Source organism: Mesorhizobium sp. M0074, assembly GCF_040322975.1.
Classification (GTDB): Bacteria; Pseudomonadota; Alphaproteobacteria; order Rhizobiales; family Rhizobiaceae; genus Mesorhizobium.
In genome coordinates this window covers 176,974-194,639 of sequence record NZ_JAMYUM010000007.1, presented here as the reverse complement: position 1 = coordinate 194,639, position 17,666 = coordinate 176,974, and the positions used below count along the sequence as shown (strand labels likewise).

Genomic DNA, 17,666 nt, shown 5'->3' with positions numbered 1-17,666 from the left:
AACCCTGCTTTATTCCTGACCCAGAACTTCGGCAATCGCGCGCTCGAAACGCGAGGCTTCCGTCACCAGCCAGTCGGTCATCGCCGGCCAATTGTCTTCGGCAAGACAATTCACCCGCCACATCGAATTGATGCCGAGGCCGTCGCAACTTTGTTCTGGCCTGAGCTTCAGCCTGTCTTCGATGGCCGGCTGGAACGGCTTCAACCGCGACCAGGCTTGCGTGGCACCGAACTTCTCGTTGCGGCCGAAGAAGACGCCGACATGATTCTGCGCAGGCGCGACGTACATGGAAAGGACCAATGCGAAATCGGGCAGCCCACGCTGCCAGAACCACGGTCCGCGCCTCGCCAGCAGAGCCCTTTCATCCGGATGCCGTTCCGCGAACAGCGTCCAGAAGCTGCGTTGGCGGAATTCAGAGGCGCGGCGGGCGCCAAAATCGAATTCGCTCATGGCTGGAATCCATGGTCAGAACCGCTTCTCCCGCGATCGTCTCCGGCGCCGAGGCCGGCCTTTACACCATGCCGAGCGCAGCCTTGTACAGATCGAGGATGGATTCCTCTTCCTGCCGCTCGGCCTGGTCCTTCTTGCGCAGCCGGATAATCGACCGCATCGCCTTGGTGTCGAAGCCGGTGCCCTTGGCCTCTGCGAACACTTCCTTGATGTCGTCGGCAATCGTCTTTTTCTCTTCCTCGAGCCGCTCGATGCGTTCGATGAAGGCGCGCAGCTGGCCGGCGGCAACAGTCTGGCTGGTCTCGATGATGTCGTCGGCCATAGTCTTCTCTCCGCGTCGTTTTCTCACCGCGACTCGGGGTGACCCGAGCGGCGAATTGCAGCGGTTCGATGCCCGACCGGGCGCGGCGGGTCAAGGTGCTATCGATGCGGCATGAAGGGTTGCTGCCAGGCGCCGACAAGGCTGTCTGATGCCGGCCTATTTCACCCGAACGCGATCAGCAGATCCTTGGCATCGATCTGGTCGCCGGCCTTGACCAGCACCTCGGCTATGGTGCCGTCGCGTTCGGCATGCAGCGCCGTTTCCATCTTCATCGCTTCGATCGACAGCAGCACGTCACCCGCCTTCACCGGCTGGCCGGCAGCCACCGCAAGCGCCGAGACGACGCCAGGCATCGGCGCGCCGACATGCGCCTCATTGCCCGGCTCCGCCTTGCGCCGTGCCTTGGCGGCGGAGGCGCCATGCGCCCGGTCCGGCACCTTCACCCGGCGCGGCTGCCCGTTGAGCTCGAAGAACACGGTGACCATGCCCTTTTCGTCGACATCGCCGATGGCAAGGCAGCGCACCACCAGCGTCTTGCCTTTTTCGATGTCGACGAAAATCTCGTCTTCCGGCTTCATGCCGTAGAAATAGGTCGGCGTCGGCAGCACGCTGACCGGCCCGTAGGTCTCCTGCGCGGCGGCAAAATCGGAAAACACCTTCGGATACATCAGCCACGACGCGAACTCGAACTCACTGAGCTTGCGCTCGAGCTTTTCCTCGACCTCCGTGCGACTGGCCTTGAGGTCCGCCGGTTTGAGCAGCGAACCCGGCCGCACCGTGATCGGCTTTTCGCCCTTCAGCACCTTCTTCTGCAATGGCTTTGGCCAGCCGCCCGGCGACTGGCCGAGATCGCCGCGCAACATCGACACCACCGAATCCGGGAAGGCGATGTCCCTCGCCGGATTCTCGACGTCGGCGACGGTCAGGTCCTGGCTCACCATCATCAGCGCCATGTCGCCGACGACCTTGGACGACGGCGTCACCTTGACGATGTCGCCGAACATCAGATTGACGTCCTGATAGGTCTGCGCCACTTCGTGCCAGCGTGTCTCCAGCCCGAGCGAGCGCGCCTGTTCCTTGAGGTTGGTGAACTGACCGCCCGGCATTTCGTGCAGATAGACCTCCGATGCCGGCCCCTTCAGGTCGCTTTCGAAGGCTGAATACTGGTTGCGCACCGCCTCCCAGTAGAACGAGATGTTCCTGATCCACTGCGGGTCGAGGCCCGGATCGCGCTCGGTGCCCTTCAGCGCCTCCACGATCGAACCGAGACACGGCTGCGAGGTGTTGCCGGATAGCGAATCCATCGCCGCGTCGATGGCGTCGACGCCGCTCTCCACCGCCGCCAGCACGGTTGCCGCCGACAGGCCGGATGTGTCGTGGGTGTGGAAGTGGATCGGCAGGTCCGTCGCCTCGCGCAGTGCCTTGAACAGCACGCGGGCAGCGCTCGGCTTTAGAAGCCCAGCCATGTCCTTGACGGCGATGATATGGGCGCCTGCCGCCTGCAATTCCCTGGCCAGGCCGACATAGTATTTCAGATCGTATTTGGCCCGCGCCGGATCGAGTATGTCACCGGTATAACAGATCGCCGCTTCGATCAGTCTGCCCTCGGCGCCGACCGCATCCATGGCGACGCGCATGTTCTCGACCCAGTTCAGGCAGTCGAAGACGCGGAACAGGTCGATGCCGCCGGCAGCGGCCTGGTGGACGAAATGCTGGACGACGTTGTCGGGATAGTTGGTATAGCCAACCCCATTGGCGCCGCGCAGAAGCATCTGCAGAAGAAGGTTGGGTGCTGCCTCGCGCACCAGCGACAGCCGCTCCCATGGGTCTTCGGTGAGAAAGCGCATGGCGACGTCGAATGTGGCGCCGCCCCAGCATTCGAGCGACAGAAGCTGCGGCAGAGCGCGCGCATAGGTGCCGGCAATTCCGGCGATGTCATAGGTGCGCATACGCGTCGCGAGCAGCGACTGATGCCCGTCGCGCATTGTCGTGTCGGTGACCAGCACCTCTCTTTGCTCGCGCATCCACGCGGCGAATTTCTCCGGCCCGAGCACGTCGAGCTTCTGCTTGCTGCCTTGAGGCACATTGCCGTTGAGATATGGCACCACCGGTGGCGCCGCATCGGCCTTTGGCTGCGGCCGGCCGCGCGTCTCGGGATGACCATTGACCGAAACGTCGGCAAGGTAGTTGAGCAGCTTGGTCGCGCGGTCCTGCCGCTTCACACTGGCGAACAGTTCCGGCGTCGTGTCGATGAACTTGGTGGTGTAGGAATTGTCGGCGAAGCTCGGGTGATTGATGATCGCCTCGAGGAACGTGAGGTTGGTCGCCACGCCGCGGATGCGGAATTCGCGCAGCGCCCGGTTCATGCGGGCGATGGTCTCGGCCGGCGTCGGCGCCCACGCCGTCACCTTTTCCAGCAGCGGATCGTAGAAGCGGGTGATGACCGCGCCCGAATAGGCGGTGCCGCCATCAAGGCGGATACCGAAGCCGGTGGCGCCGCGATAGGCGGTGATGCGGCCATAATCGGGGATGAAATTATGCTCGGGGTCTTCGGTGGTGATGCGGCACTGCAGCGCGTGGCCGTTGAGCCTGATGTCCTTCTGCGCCGGCACGCCCGATTCCGCTGTGCCGATGGCAAAGCCGTCGAGGATGTGGATCTGCGCCTTGACGATGTCGATGCCGGTCACCTGTTCGGTGACGGTGTGCTCGACCTGGATACGCGGATTGACCTCGATGAAATAGAATTTTCCGGTATCGGCATCCTGTAGGAACTCGACCGTGCCGGCGCCGATATAGCTGGTTTCGCGCGCGATCCTCAGCGCGTAGCCGCAAAGCTCCTCGCGCTGTGACATTTCGAGGTAGGGCGCCGGCGCCCGCTCGACCACTTTCTGGTTGCGACGCTGGATCGAACAATCGCGCTCGAACAGGTGCACGGCGTTGCCATGTGTGTCGCCCAGCACCTGCACCTCGACATGGCGCGCGCGCTCGATCAGCTTTTCGAGATAGACCTCGTCCTTGCCGAAAGCGGCCTTCGCCTCACGCTTGCCTTCCATCACCTCGCGGGCGAGATCGGCCTCGGACCGGATGGCGCGCATGCCCCGGCCGCCGCCGCCCCAGGACGCCTTGAGCATCACCGGGTAGCCGATCGTCTTGGCGAGTTCCTTTACCGCCGCCATGTCGTCCGGCAAGGGATCGGTAGCGGGAATTACCGGCACGCCGACTTCGATTGCGAGATTGCGGGCAGCGACCTTGTTGCCCAGCCTGCGCATCGTATCCGGCTTTGGCCCGATGAAGATGATGCCGGCCGTGGCGCAGGCCTCGGCGAATTCCGGGCTTTCCGACAGCAGGCCGTAGCCTGGATGGATGGCATCGGCGCCCGAAAGCCTGGCGACGCGGATAACCTCCTCGATCGACAGATAGCTTTCGATCGGCCCCATATCCCTGGCCAAATGCGGCCCGCGCCCGACCTGGTAGCTTTCGTCGGCCTTGAAGCGATGCAGGGAGTATTTGTCCTCCTCTGCCCAGATCGCCACGGTTTTGAGGCCGAGCTCGTTTGCCGCGCGGAAGACGCGGATGGCTATTTCGGAGCGGTTGGCGACAAGGATCTTCGAGATTGCCAAGGACAGGGCTCCGGACGCGGGGAAGGGAACTGCCGGACATGATTAGCGCGAAAATGCTGCAGTGCAAACAAAATCGAAAAGAGGATTAAACCGATTTAATTTGATCCATCGCGCTGACACATTGCGTGTCGATCCGAAGAACGCCTGGGCAGTTCCGATCCAGGCTTTCGGGAACTCTCATAAAAAATGCCCGGCGCGAGGCGCCGGGCATTCTCATGTAGCAACGTCCGGTTATTTGCCGGGTGCGTTCTCGACATAGGTGTACTTGCCGTCGTCACCCTTCTTCCAGGTGTACATGACGTAGTCAGGACGGGTGATATCGCCCTTCGCGTCGTAGCCGATCTCGCCGATCGCGGTCTTCCAGGGGCCGGCCGACTTGATGGTCTCGGCTACCTTCTGAGCGTCATCGGCTGAACCGGTCTTGGTGATGGCGGCCGCGATGATTTCCATCGCCGCGTAGGAGTAAAGGGTATAGGCCTCAGGCTCGAAGCCGGCCGCACGGAACTTCTCGACGAGTTCCTTGGCGTTCGGATTCTTGCGCGGATCCGGAGCGAACGTCATCAGCGTGCCCTCGACGGCGTCGCCGGCGATGGAGGCCAATTCGTTCGACACGATGCCGTCGCCGGACATGAAGGTTGCCTTGAGGCCCTGGTCAGCGAGCTGGCGTATGATCAGGCCGGCTTCGGTGTGCAGGCCGCCATAGTAGACGACCGAGACGCCCGCGTCCTTCATCTTGGCGATGAGGGCCGAGAAATCCTTGTCGCCGACATTGATGCCTTCATACATGGCCTCAGTCACGCCGTTGGCTGCGAGCGCCTTCTTGGTTTCGTCGGCGAGGCCCTGGCCATAAGGCGTCTTGTCATGGATGACAGCGATCTTGGCATCCTTGAAGTTCGCGGCGAGATAGTCGCCAGCGACCTTGCCCTGCTGATCGTCGCGTCCGCAGGTGCGGAAGGTGTTCCACATGCCACGTTCCGTCAACTTCGGATTGGTCGCGGCCGGCGTGATCTCAAGGATGCCGTTCTCGGCGTAGACTTCCGACGCCGGGATCGAGACGCCGGAGTTGAAGTGGCCATCGACATACTTGACGCCGTCGGCGACGAACTTGTTGGCGACCGAGATGCCTTGCTTGGGATCGGAGACGTCGTCGCCGACTTCAAGCTTGAGCTGCTGGCCAAGAACGCCGCCCGCCGCATTGATATCGGCGACTGCCTGTTCGGCACCCTTCTGAAGCTGGGCGCCGAACGCTGCGTTCGGGCCGGTGATCGGACCGGCAACGCCGATCAGGATGTCAGCCCACGCGTTGCCGCTGAACGCGACAAGCGCGGTCAGGGCGACGGCGGACAAAAGTGACTTTTTCATTGAAACGCTCCCATTTACCGAGTGGGCGTGGATGTTGCTTTCATGCGATGCCCACTCTTGCTCGCAGAAAGAGTACTTTGCCGATTTTCAGGCACTTGTCACGCCGATTCATCCCTGAAACGCCGTTAATGATAAATGTCAACCTTTTGGTTTCCAGCTCAAAAGAGAGGCTCTTTCGTAAAGCCAATTATACTGCGTTACCATCTGGTTGGTGCGCGTGTATTGGTAGCCGATGAAGCCCAAGATCATCAGCACAATGGTATCGACGATGTAGTAATGCAGCGAGAACATCGTTCCGCCGAACAGCGCGTGATGAATGAACCTTATGCCGATGCCGAGCCCCAGCATGAAGGCGAACAACTGGGCGAAGCTGCGCCACGTCTGCGCACACGCCTTGCCCGTCATCCACGCCGCCCAGCCGCCGAGCAGGCAGGTGACGAAGAAGAACTGCCAGATCGAGGGTTCCTCATAGAGAATGCCCTGCATGATTGATGTCTCCTGAAACTCAGTGATGGCCGCCTTCGAGATAGGCGGCGCGCACTTCCGGATTGGCGAGCAGTTCCTTGCCGGTGCCGCTCATCGTCACATTGCCGTTGACCATGACATAGCCGCGCGTGGCGAGCTTGAGTGCGCCGAAGGCGTTCTGCTCGACCAGGAACACCGTCAGTCCCTGCGTGCGGTTCAGCTCGCGAATGGCGTCGAAGATCTGCTTGACGATCAGCGGCGCCAGGCCGAGCGACGGCTCGTCGAGCAGGAGCAGCTTCGGCCGTGCCATCAGCGCGCGCCCGATCGACAGCATCTGCTGCTCGCCGCCGGACAGCGTGCCGCCACGCTGGGCAATGCGTTCCTTCAGGCGTGGAAACAGCGTGAACACCTTCTCGACGTCCTCGTCATAATGCTCAAGGTTGTCGAGGCTGGCGCCCATTTGCAGGTTTTCCATCACCGTCATGCGCGGGAAAATGCGGCGCCCTTCCGGCGACTGGGCGATGCGCATGCGCGCGATCTCGTGGGTCGGCAGTTGGGTGATGTCGGTACCGGCGAATGTGATGGTACCCGCGCGGGCGCGGGGAGCACCGAAGATGGTCATCATCAGCGTCGACTTGCCGGCGCCGTTGGCACCGATCAGCGCTACGATCTCACCTTGCCTGACGGTGACGTCGACACCGTTCAGCGCCCTGATGTTGCCGTAGTAGGTCTGAACGCCCTTGATATCGAGCAGCGTTGTGCCGGCCATCACTTGCGCCCTCCGCGCCGATTGGAGACGCGCGGCGTCTTCGGCTTCACCGGAGCCTTGGTGGCCGGCTTTGCTGCAGAGGATTTCGCGGCAGAAGATTTCGCCGTCGGTTTGGCTTTGGCCTGCGCTGCCGCCTTGCTTGCTGCGGCACTCGACCTCGCATCGAACTGCCCGGCTTTCGAGGCACCTTTCGACACGGTGACGCGCTCGCCCTCGCTGTGGCCGACCGTGTCGGCAACCGGTCCGGCGAGATAGGAAGACGATGTGCCTGGGCCGTGGGCGGCATCCGGGCCCGTATCCAATTGCTCGATGACATCTTCGTCGCCGACTTCGGTGAGCACCGTCTCGACCTCCTCGTCGTCGACGCCAAGATAGGCGGCGATGACGCGCGGGTCGGTTCGCACCGATTGCGGGTTGCCGTCCGAGATTTTGCGCCCGTATTCGAGCACCACGACGTGATCGGAAATCTGCATCACCACCGCCATGTCGTGCTCGATCAAAAGGATCGACGTGCCGGTGTTGTCCTTGATGTCCATCAGCAGCGCATTGAGCCCCGCCGATTCTTTCGGATTGAGACCAGCGGCCGGCTCGTCGAGGCACAGAAGCTCAGGCCCGGTGCACATGGCGCGAGCGATTTCGAGCCGCCGCTGCGCGCCATAGGGCAGATCGCCGGCCGGATCGTCGGCGCGGTCGACAAGATCGGCCTTCTCCAGCCAGTGCTCGGCCAGTTCAACCGATTCCGCCGAGGCCTGTCTGTAGCCGCTAAAGCCGAACAGGCCGAGAATGGTGTAACCGGAGGCCTTCATCAGCTTGTTGTGCTGGGCGACGAGAAGGTTCTCCAGCAGCGTCATGCCCGAGAACAGGCGGATGTTCTGAAAGGTGCGCGCCACCTTGGCGCGCGCCGGGATCTCATGGTTGGGCAAGCGTTCGAGCAGGAACGTCGAGCCGTCGCGCCGGTTGAGCGTGATCATGCCTTCCGACGGTTTGTAGAAACCGGTGATGCAATTGAACACGGTGGTCTTGCCGGCGCCGTTCGGACCGATCAGCGCGGTGATCTCGCCGCGCTTGGCCTGGAAGGAAAGGTCGCCGATGGCGACGAGACCGCCGAACTTCATCGACAGATGCTCGACCTGCAGGATGGCATTGTTCATGGAGGGGCTCGCGTTCATCAGCCGTGTCCCTCCTTGGTGAAGGACCCGGACACCGCCCTGCGCACCTTGAGGAAAGCTGTCGGCTCGCGGCTGCCGACGAAGCCGCGCGGCTTCCACAGCATGACGATGACCATCGCCATGCCGAACAGCAGCATGCGATACAGTTCCGGCGTGAAGCCGGACCCGAAACCGGGTATGACCGTAGTGTTGCCCCACCTGAGGCCGGTCTTGAGGAAATCCAGTTCGCGCAGGACTTCGGTGCCGCCGATCATCACCATGGCGGCGACGGCAATGCCGACCAGCGAGCCCATGCCGCCAAGCACGACGATGGCGAGGATGATCGCCGATTCCAGGAAGACGAAGGATTCCGGGCTGACGAAGCCTTGCCGCGCGGCAAAGAACGAGCCGGCGAAGCCGCCGAACATCGCGCCCGTGGCAAAGGCGGTGAGCTTGGTGGTGGTGGTGTTGATGCCGAGCGAACGGCAGGCGATCTCGTCCTCGCGCAGCGCTTCCCAGGCACGGCCGACCGGCATCCGCCTGAGCCTCACGGTGACGAAGGCCGTCAGCAGGCAGAGCCCGAGGATCAAATAGTAGAGGAATATCTTGTAGTAGGCACCCGATTGGGCGATGCCGAGCACCTTCGAGATGTAGTTCGGATCGGAGACGTTGAACGACATCAGGCCGAAGAAAGAGACCTTCGGGATGCCGGAAATCCCGGCCGAGCCGTTGGTCACCTCGCGCCAGTTGATGATCACCAGCCTTATGATTTCGCCGAAGGCGAGCGTCACGATCGCCAGATAGTCACCGCGCAAGCGCAGCACCGGGAAGCCTAGCATCACCCCCCAAAACGCAGCCATTAGGCCGGCGGCGGGCAGAAGGATCCAGAAGGAGAGGCCAAAATGCGTGCCGAGCAGCGCATAGGCGTAGGCACCGACGGCGTAGAAGGCGACATAGCCGAGATCGAGCAGGCCGGCCAAGCCGATAACGATATTCAGCCCCCAGGCCAGCATCACGTAGATCAGGATCTGGATGCCGTAATTGTCGACATACTTCAGCGAACCCTGGAAACCGGCGGCCATCGACCCGGCATATAGCGCTAGCACCAACACCACCACGATCGGGTAGAGCGCCAGTGCAGTTATGCCCAATGCCGAGAAATGAGCATGAATGAAGGCCCGGAAATGATAAATCAGCCAGGCCAGCGCATAGATGATTGCAAGCGCCCGCACGAACCGCACGAAATCGGAAAGTTCCGGCCCTAAGGCCTCGGTCAGAAAGCCGCTGAGCGCGAGCAGAATAACGGCGACGGCGAGCGCCACGATGAACGCGGGAAGGCGGAAGAATCGCGAAGCCAGGCTGACCGGCAGCAGGCCGGTGGCGACGTCGACGATCTTCTGGTTCGCCAGGAAGGGTTGGCCATAGGCGACGTAAAGGAAGCGTCCGGCCATGGTGGCGATCACGACGCCGGCGAGCAAGCCCCAGCGCTGCACCAGGATCAGTTCGTTGGAGATGTTCTGGTCGGTCTTCAGGCCGATGAACAGCACGAACAGGCCAAGCGAGATGGCGCCGGCATAGAGCGCTTCGCGAAAAGCGCGCTGGACCGGGGTGGCGACGACGGTGCTTTCCGGAGACACGGTAACCGCCATGATCTCAGACCTTTTCGACTTCTGGCCGGCCGAGAATGCCGGAAGGCAGGAAGATCAGCACGATCGCCAGGATGGAAAAGGCGGCGACGTCCTTGTAATCGATCGAGAAATAAGCCGACCACATGCTTTCGATGAAGCCAATCATCAGCCCGCCGAGCACGGCGCCGGGCAGTGAGCCGATGCCGCCGAGCACCGCGGCAGTAAATGCCTTCACACCGGGCGTAAAGCCGTCGGAAAACACCACCACACCGTAGTACATCAGGAACAACGTGCCGGCGACGGCGGCAAGGGCGGCGCCCATGATGAAGGTGATCGAGATGGTGCGGTCGACGTCGATGCCAAGCAGTGCGGCCATCTTGCGGTCCTGCTCGCAGGCGCGCTGCGCCCGACCGAGCGAGGTCTTGTTGACCAGGTACCAGAACAGCGCCAGCAGGACTATGGTGACCAGGACGATGATGATCTGCTTCAGCGAGACGCTGATGCCTTCGATGTTGTAGACCTTGGACACCATTGGCGGGACCGGCTTGTTGCGCGGCCCTTGGGTCACCTGGACGAAATTGGACAGCGCAATCGACATGCCAATCGCGGTGATCAGCGGCGCCAGCCGGAATGAACCGCGCAAAGGCCGGTAGGCCACCTTCTCGATCGTCCAATTATACAGGCTGGTCAGCAGCATCGCGACGATCATCATGATCAGCAGCGCAACGACGATCGGCAGCGAATAGAACAACGCACCGAGGATAAGGAAAACGATGAGCGCGGTGAAAGCGCCGATCATGAAAATGTCGCCATGGGCGAAATTGATCATGCCGATGATGCCGTAGACCATCGTATAGCCGATCGCGATCAGCCCATAGATCGATCCCAGCGTCAGCCCATTGATAAGCTGCTGGACAAAATACTGCATGCTGTCGTGGCTCCCCTGGAATGTCGCCCATGCAGACGCATTCCTTTTCGTATTTCCCCTAGTCGTAAAGTTTCGAGCCCGGATTGCAACGTGATTTTTCGATCATTATGCGTGTTTTCGCCGCACGCCGTTCGATTGCCCGTTTTGTTCCCGTCCGCCCCCTGGACCATCGCGGACCCTACCATTGGCCTAACGCAATGTCTTTGACGATTCAATCGCAGCATGCGCTCCATTTCGAAGAAATCGCCGTCAAAATAAGTTGATGAGCGGGATCGTTGCGCCGTTGACGTCAATCCGCTTGCGCTCTCTCTTTCCCTTGCGTCAGTGTTTTTTCTATTTGACGACGAAGCCGTGCGCGAACGGGTCGCGGTCGTCGATGAAGATCGTGTTCAATCCGGTCATTCGTGCCCAGCCGCCGATCGAGGGAATGATTGCCGGCTTGCCGGCGACGGTGACCTCTTCCTCGACCCTGCCCTTGAACAGCGAACCAATGATCGATTCGTGGACGAAGTCGTCGCCAACCCCAAGCTTGCCCTTGGCGTGAAGCTGCGCCATACGCGCCGAGGTGCCGGTGCCGCAGGGCGACCGGTCGATTGCCTTGTCGCCGTAGAAGACGGCGTTGCGGGCATCGGCTTGCGGGTTGGTCGGCGCGCCGGTCCACAATATGTGCGACAGCGTATTGATGCCGGGATTCTCCGGATGCACGAAGGTATATTTTTCGTTGAGCCGCTGCCGCACCACCGGGCTCCAGGCGATCAGTTCGCCGGCCGAATGGTCGGCCATGTCGCGATAGGTCTTTTGCGGTTCGACGATGGCGTAGAAATTGCCGCCATAGGCGACATCGACGCTGATCTCGCCGAGCCCGGGGCATTCGACCGTCAGTGCCTCGGCATAGAGGAAGGAAGGCACATTGGTGATGCGCACCTCCTCGACATAGTCGCCGACCTGGCTGTACTCCGCTACGACCACGCCCGCCGGCGTATCCAGCCTGAGCACGCCCGGTGTCTTCGGCTTGATCAGCCCATGCTCGACGGCAAAAGTTACCGTGCCGATGGTGCCGTGGCCGCACATCGGCAAGCAGCCCGAGGTTTCGATGAACAGGATGGCGATGTCGCAATCTTCACGCGTCGGCGGATAGAGGATCGAGCCGGACATCACGTCATGGCCGCGCGGCTCGAACATCAGCCCGGTGCGGATCCAGTCATATTCGGCCAGGAAATGCGCTCGCCGCTCCATCATCGTTGAGCCCTTGAGCAAAGGCCCACCGCCGGCGACCAGCCGCACCGGATTGCCGCAGGTGTGGCCGTCTATGCAGAAGAAGGAATTCTTGGCCATGCCGGCTCCCAACTGAATGTCTTCGAACTCAAAACCGTTGCGGGCTGAACGGGCCGAGATCGAGCGATGGATTCTGCCCGAGAACGAGCTCGCGGATCAAGCGCCCGGTCGCCGCAGCCTGGGTCAGGCCGAGGTGACCGTGGCCGAAACCATACACCACCGACGGCGTTTGTTGCGACCGCCCGATCACCGGCAGCGAATCCGGCAGCGACGGCCGGAACCCCATCCATTCGCGTCCATTGGCCGGATCCAGTCCCGGCAGGAATTTCTGCGCCTTTTCGAGCAGCGCTTTCGAGCGCGCATAATTGGGCGGCCGCTCAAGGCCGCCGAGTTCGACCGCGCCGCCGACGCGCAGGCCCGTCTCGAGCGGCGTGATGACGAAGCCATGCCCGGAGAAGATCAATTGCCGCCTTACATCGAAGGCAGTCTTCGGCAACGTCGTGTTGTAGCCACGCTCGGTCTCCAGCGGGATTCCGTCGCCGAGATGTCTCGCCAGCAGATGCGACCAGGCCCCGGCAGCGATGACGACGTGCTTCGCCCGTCGCCGCGTGCCGTCGGCCGTGGTCAAGATCGCGCCGTCCTGTCCCGCCTTGACACGCTCGATCCGGGCCCTTTCGAACCCGGCGCCCAACCTCTCGGCATAGGCCCACAAGGCCTTTCCAAGCAGCTTGGGATCGGCAACGGTTTTCCACCCCGGCACGAACGTTCCCTTGACGAAGCGCGGCGACAGACCGGGCTGCAGGGCTGTGAGAGCGCTCCCCTCGACATGGCTGAAGCCGATGCCGAAGCGCTGCCTTGCCGCCCAGCCGGTCAGCGAGGCCTTGAACTCAGCCTCGCTGTCGTAGAGTTCGAGCGAGCCGTCCTCATGCAGCATCGGCCGTGTGCCGGAACGGTCGAGCAAGCCCATCCATTCCGCCTCGGCGAGCTTCATCATCCCGGCCTGCGCGGCAAGGCCGGCTTCATAGCGGTCGCTTCGGCCGGCGCGCCAGAAGCGGACCAGCCAGGGCAGCAGCTTCGGCAGATACGCGGGTGGGATGCTGAGCGGGCCGAGCGGGTCGGCGAGCCATTTCGGCAACTGCTTGATCATGCCCTTGTGGGCGAGTGGCAGCACATCGGAGAAGGCAAAGGCAGCGGCATTGCCGGAGCTGGTTTCCTCACAGATCCCCGTCCGATCGAAGATCGTGACATTTTGGCCCGCCTCTGCCAGAAAGGCGGCGGCGCAGATGCCGATGATGCCGCCACCAATGATGGCGACATCGAGCGTAGCATTATCATTCATTGCCATGCGCCGCGCTGCACATCTGCAAATGCCTTCAAAGCGACTGGATCAGAATGTCGGCAGCTCTGGCCGCACCGCCAGCGCATCCCTGACGATCTTTTCGACTGCCTTGCGCCGCTCGCCCGACAATGGCTGGCGCGGCATGCGCACGCGGTCGTTGGTGTTGATCGCCAACACTTCGGCGAGCTTGATGTTCTGCACCAGATAGGTCGAGACGTCGAGGTCGAGCAGCGGCCGGAACCAGCGGTAGATCTTCAGCGCCTCCTCGCGACGGCCCTGTCTCATCAGCTGGTAGATGGCGACCGTCTCGCGCGGGAACGCGGTGACCAGGCCCGCCACCCAGCCGATGGCGCCGACCGACAGCGCCTCGAAGGCGAGATTGTCTACGCCGGTGAACAGGTCGTAGCGGTCGCCGAGGCGGTTGATGATCTCGGTCGAGCGGCGGATGTCGTCGGAGGACTCTTTTATGGCGACGAAGCGTTGGTCCTTCGCCAACTCCTCCATCTGGTCGACGGTGACGTCGACGCGGTAGGCAAGCCGGTTGGAGTAGATCATCACCGGCAGGTCGCCGGCCGCGGCGACGGCGCTGAGTGCCGCGACCGTCTCTTCGGCATTGGTATGGTAGATCGGACTCGGCACCACCATCAAACCGTTGGCGCCCGCCTTGGCGGCGCGGCGCGCGATCGCCGCCGCCTCGCGTGTACCGGCCTCGTTGACCGTCAACAGCACCGGTTTCTTGCCGGCGATCTTCTGCGCGTTCTTCAGCACCGCGATCTTCTCGTCGTGCGACAGCATCGGGCCTTCGCCGAGCGACCCGCAGACGATGATGCCGTCACAGCCGGCCTCCATCTGCAGCGCAAAGCAGCGCTCCATCTCGGCATGGTCGAGGCCGTCGTCCTCGGTGAATTTGGTCGTAACGGCGGGGAAGACTCCGGCCCACATGTCGATCGCTCCATCTGATATATCAGTCGTATATTTCTTAAGAAGCCGGCTGTCAACATTGAATCTGATATGATATATCAACAATATATCAGGAGAAGTCGCATTGGTATATGACAGACCGGGCTCCGAGCCGGCGACCGCGAAGGCCTACCGCAGGCTCGAGCACATGATCGTAACTCTCGAACTGGCGCCGGCGAGCTTCATCACCGAGGGGGCGCTGATCGACAGGCTCGGCCTCGGCCGCACCCCGGTTCGCGAAGCAATCCAGCGGCTGGCCTGGGAGGGGCTGCTCGAGGTCCGGCCGCGCGCCGGCATCGCCATCGCGCCGCTCCACCCCGGCGACTGGCTGCGTGTCCTCGACGCCCGCCGTGGCGTCGAGGTGGTGCTTGCCCGCTCGGCCGCCCGCTTCGTTACCCGCGAGGCCGCCGACCTGTTCCATGACGCTGCCCTTGCCATGCAAAAGGCAGTGATTTCGGAAAATGTGTTCTACTTCATCCAGGCCGACAAGGCGCTCGACGAGGCGCTGGCGCTGGCTGCCGACAACCCGTTCGCCGCGCGCCTGGCGGCACCCTTGCAAACCCACAGCCGTCGCTTCTGGTTCCGCTACAAGGCCGATACCGGATTGGCCGAATCGGCCGAGCATCATGTCGCGCTGATCCGTTCGATCCTCGCCGGCGACGAAGAGGCCGCGGCCAAGGACGCCAAGCGGCTGATGGCGCTTTTGCGCGGCCATGCCGAGGCGGCTGCTACGCGCTGAGCCTGCCATTTCGTCATGCGCCCTGGCCGGGCAGGGCCATCACGTTTTCCCAATTGTCGCCGGCCGCGACGATGCAGCTTCTGCCAGCGATATCGGTGACGACGATGGTCCAGGTTCCGGTCTCGGCGACAAAGACTTCCATGACCGCCTCATGACCGATCAGCCCCAAAGCAAACTGCCTTTCCTGGAACTTCTCGCTCAAATGGGCGACGATCTCGCCATGTTCAACGCAGTATTGATATTGCGCGCCTGCGGTGTTCGTACCCACCGCCAATGCGCCAGCAAAAACCAGGGTTTTCACCCATCTCAACAGCGATTTGCGTGCCATAGGGCACCTCCTTTGCCATCACGTTCCGGCAAAGGAGGGGTTTGATTGCCTCATTTTGCCGGAGCGATCCAGGCCGGTTCCGACGTCATCATCATCGCGTCGTTCCTTTCTGTGTTCCGGTCTGCCATTGGTGGGAACGATTCCAGATGTTCCCATTATGTTCTCGATATATGGTATCGGCAATGGAAAAGCGCAAGCAGGCGCCCAAGCGGGCGCCTGCAGATCCGTTTTACGGTTGTCGCCGAAAGAATGGGCCACAGGCCGCGCGGCCATGCCGAGGCGCGCAGACCCGTGATAAATCGTTCAGATGCCTGGCAGCGCCGCTGTCGTCATCGCGCTTTCCCAGCCTTCGCCGACTGAAATCACGCAGCTTTGACCTTTTGTGTCGCTGGCGAGGATGGTCCAGGTGCCCTTGTCGGAAACGAAGACTTCAAGCACCACATTCGGATTGACGACGCCGACCGCGCTCGGGTTTTCATGAAACTTCTCGCCGAGCGCCTTGACCATATCGGCGCGAGCCGCGCATTGCTCGGCAGCCATTGCCGGGACGGCGGAAAGGGCCATCGCAGCGCAAGCTATAGTCGCCATGAGACGTGTCATCTGACACCTCCTTTGCGCCGGACATTTCCCCCGGAGCCGTCACCAGCGCCGTTGGTTGATCTGCCAGCGTCTCCTTCGCGGCAGGACTGCAACCTAAGAAGATTGCTGCCTTCTTGGTTCCATCACATTAACGTTCAAACGAAAAGGCCCGGGTCCGAGCCCAGGCCTCGTTCAGTGTTTGCGATCTGGATCAGTTCATCGTCGGGATGACGAACTCGGCACCGTCCTTCACACCGGACGGCCAGCGCGACGTCACCGTCTTGGTCTTGGTGTAGAAGCGGAACGCGTCCGGCCCGTGCTGGTTGAGGTCGCCGAAGGAGGACGCCTTCCAGCCGCCGAAGGTGTAGTAGGCGATCGGCACCGGGATCGGCACGTTGATGCCGACCATGCCGACCTGAACCCGCGAGGCGAAGTCGCGCGCCGCGTCGCCGTCGCGGGTGAAGATGGCGACGCCATTGCCCATCTCGTGCTCGTTGGCGAGCTTGATGGCGTTCTCGTAGGTCGGTGCGCGAACGACCGAGAGCACCGGCCCGAAGATCTCTTCCTTGTAGATGCGCATGTCGGCGGTCACATTGTCGAACAGGCAGCCGCCCATATAGTAGCCGTTCTCGTAGCCCTGCATGGAAAAGCCGCGGCCGTCGACGACCAGCTTGGCGCCTTCCTTGACGCCGGTGTCGACATAGGACTTGACCCGCTCCAGCGCCTGCGCCGTGACCAGCGGGCCGAAATCGGCGGAAGAATCCGTCGACGGACCGACCTTCAGGCTCTCGACGCGCGGCACCAGTCTTTCCATCAGCCGGTTGGCGGTGTCGTTGCCGACCGGGACGGCCACCGAGATCGCCATGCAGCGCTCGCCGGCCGAGCCGTAGCCGGCGCCGATCAGCGCGTCGACGGTCTGGTCCATGTCGGCATCCGGCATGATGATCATGTGATTCTTGGCGCCGCCGAAGCACTGCACGCGCTTGCCGGCCGCGCAGCCGCGCGAATAGATGTACTGGGCGATCGGTGTCGAGCCTACGAAACCGATGGCCTTGATGTCGGGATCGTCGAGGATGGCGTCGACCACTTCCTTGTCGCCGTTGACGACATTGAGGATGCCCGCCGGCAGACCGGCCTCGATGAACAGTTCGGCAATGCGCATCGGCACGCCCGGGTCGCGTTCGGACGGCTTGAGAATGAAGGCATTGCCGCAGGCGATGGCCGGCGCGATCTTCCACAACGGGATCATCGCCGGAAAATTGAACGGCGTGATGCCGGCGACGACGCCGAGCGGCTGGCGCATCGAATAGACGTCGATGCCGGGGCCGGCGCCATCGGTGAACTCGCCCTTCATCATATGCGGCGCACCGATGCAGACCTCGACCACTTCGAGGCCGCGCTGGATGTCGCCCTTGGCGTCGGCGATGGTCTTGCCGTGTTCGCGCGCCAATATCTCGGCCAGCGCGTCATACTCCTTGGCGACCAGCTCGAGGAACCGCATCAGGACGCGTACGCGTCGCTGCGGATTGGTCGCCGCCCAGCCGGGCTGTGCGGCCTTGGCGTTTTCGACCGCCGCGCGCAATTCCGCCTGCGAAGCCAGCGCCACCGTGCCGCGCACCGTGCCGTCCATCGGCTGCATGACGTCCTGCTTGCGGCCGCTGGTTCCGGCGACGCGCTTGCCGCCGATGAAATGACCGTATTCGATCATGGTCTCTCTCCCTGGTTCGTGATGAGGCATTGTCCGCCTTTGCGGG

Annotated in this window: 15 protein-coding genes and 1 pseudogene; 1 reads left to right on the top strand and 15 read right to left on the bottom strand. The window is 62.4% G+C overall.

Annotated features, from left to right (window positions below):
* Positions 1–9: 9 nt before the first annotated feature.
* The 12 genes and pseudogenes from NKJ73_RS12280 to NKJ73_RS12225 form a co-directional block, all read right to left on the bottom strand.
* Positions 10–450, bottom strand: coding sequence for a hypothetical protein (locus NKJ73_RS12280; protein ID WP_352569564.1), 441 nt, complete (start codon positions 448–450; stop codon positions 10–12).
* A gap of 61 nt (positions 451–511) precedes the next feature.
* Positions 512–772 carry a DUF2312 domain-containing protein gene (locus tag NKJ73_RS12275; protein WP_023678045.1) on the bottom strand — a complete coding sequence of 87 codons (261 nt, stop codon included), beginning with the start codon at positions 770–772 and terminating at the stop codon, positions 512–514.
* 161 nt (positions 773–933) lie between these two features.
* Positions 934–4,392, bottom strand: a complete 3,459-nt coding sequence (gene pyc / locus NKJ73_RS12270) for a pyruvate carboxylase (protein ID WP_352569563.1) — start codon at positions 4,390–4,392, stop codon at positions 934–936.
* Between the two features lie 231 nt (positions 4,393–4,623).
* Positions 4,624–5,754: a branched-chain amino acid ABC transporter substrate-binding protein gene (locus tag NKJ73_RS12265; protein WP_023678047.1), complete on the bottom strand. Its 1,131-nt coding sequence runs from the start codon at positions 5,752–5,754 to the stop codon at positions 4,624–4,626.
* 138 nt (positions 5,755–5,892) lie between these two features.
* The gene (locus NKJ73_RS12260; protein WP_023678048.1) at positions 5,893–6,240 is read right to left on the bottom strand and encodes a DUF6867 family protein; all 348 of its coding nucleotides are present in this window, start codon (positions 6,238–6,240) and stop codon (positions 5,893–5,895) included.
* Positions 6,241–6,259: 19 nt separating this feature from the next.
* Positions 6,260–6,988 (bottom strand): ABC transporter ATP-binding protein, encoded by a 729-nt coding sequence (locus NKJ73_RS12255; RefSeq protein ID WP_352455032.1) that lies wholly within the window; start codon positions 6,986–6,988, stop codon positions 6,260–6,262.
* 8 nt (positions 6,989–6,996) lie between these two features.
* Positions 6,997–8,157 (bottom strand): annotated as a pseudogene (locus NKJ73_RS12250) (ABC transporter ATP-binding protein); the annotation flags it as partial.
* Positions 8,157–9,785, bottom strand: coding sequence for a high-affinity branched-chain amino acid ABC transporter permease LivM (livM, locus tag NKJ73_RS12245; RefSeq protein ID WP_352569561.1), 1,629 nt, complete (start codon positions 9,783–9,785; stop codon positions 8,157–8,159). The gene livM and the pseudogene NKJ73_RS12250, both read right to left, overlap by 1 nt.
* A 4-nt stretch (positions 9,786–9,789) precedes the next feature.
* Positions 9,790–10,692 carry a branched-chain amino acid ABC transporter permease gene (locus tag NKJ73_RS12240; RefSeq protein WP_023678052.1) on the bottom strand — a complete coding sequence of 301 codons (903 nt, stop codon included), beginning with the start codon at positions 10,690–10,692 and terminating at the stop codon, positions 9,790–9,792.
* A gap of 333 nt (positions 10,693–11,025) precedes the next feature.
* Positions 11,026–12,027: a 4-hydroxyproline epimerase gene (locus tag NKJ73_RS12235; protein ID WP_023678053.1), complete on the bottom strand. Its 1,002-nt coding sequence runs from the start codon at positions 12,025–12,027 to the stop codon at positions 11,026–11,028.
* A gap of 28 nt (positions 12,028–12,055) precedes the next feature.
* Entirely contained in the window at positions 12,056–13,306 is a 1,251-nt protein-coding gene (locus NKJ73_RS12230) for an NAD(P)/FAD-dependent oxidoreductase (RefSeq protein WP_352569560.1), read from the bottom strand.
* 48 nt (positions 13,307–13,354) lie between these two features.
* Positions 13,355–14,248 (bottom strand): dihydrodipicolinate synthase family protein, encoded by an 894-nt coding sequence (locus NKJ73_RS12225; RefSeq protein ID WP_352569559.1) that lies wholly within the window; start codon positions 14,246–14,248, stop codon positions 13,355–13,357.
* Positions 14,249–14,414: 166 nt separating this feature from the next.
* Here NKJ73_RS12225 and NKJ73_RS12220 point away from each other — a divergent pair, with 166 nt between their 5' ends.
* On the top strand, positions 14,415–15,005 hold the full coding sequence (locus NKJ73_RS12220) for a GntR family transcriptional regulator (protein ID WP_502895519.1): 591 nt from the start codon (positions 14,415–14,417) through the stop codon (positions 15,003–15,005).
* Positions 15,006–15,018: 13 nt separating this feature from the next.
* Here the strand turns inward: NKJ73_RS12220 and NKJ73_RS12215 are convergent, their stop codons facing one another.
* From NKJ73_RS12215 to NKJ73_RS12205, 3 genes are all read right to left on the bottom strand, one after another.
* Positions 15,019–15,333 carry a hypothetical protein gene (locus NKJ73_RS12215; RefSeq protein ID WP_352569558.1) on the bottom strand — a complete coding sequence of 105 codons (315 nt, stop codon included), beginning with the start codon at positions 15,331–15,333 and terminating at the stop codon, positions 15,019–15,021.
* Positions 15,334–15,636: 303 nt separating this feature from the next.
* Complete coding sequence (locus tag NKJ73_RS12210) at positions 15,637–15,933, bottom strand: hypothetical protein (RefSeq protein ID WP_023678058.1); 297 nt, start codon at positions 15,931–15,933, stop codon at positions 15,637–15,639.
* A 190-nt stretch (positions 15,934–16,123) separates the two neighbouring features.
* Positions 16,124–17,620, bottom strand: coding sequence for a CoA-acylating methylmalonate-semialdehyde dehydrogenase (locus NKJ73_RS12205; RefSeq protein WP_352471248.1), 1,497 nt, complete (start codon positions 17,618–17,620; stop codon positions 16,124–16,126).
* Positions 17,621–17,666: the final 46 nt, after the last annotated feature.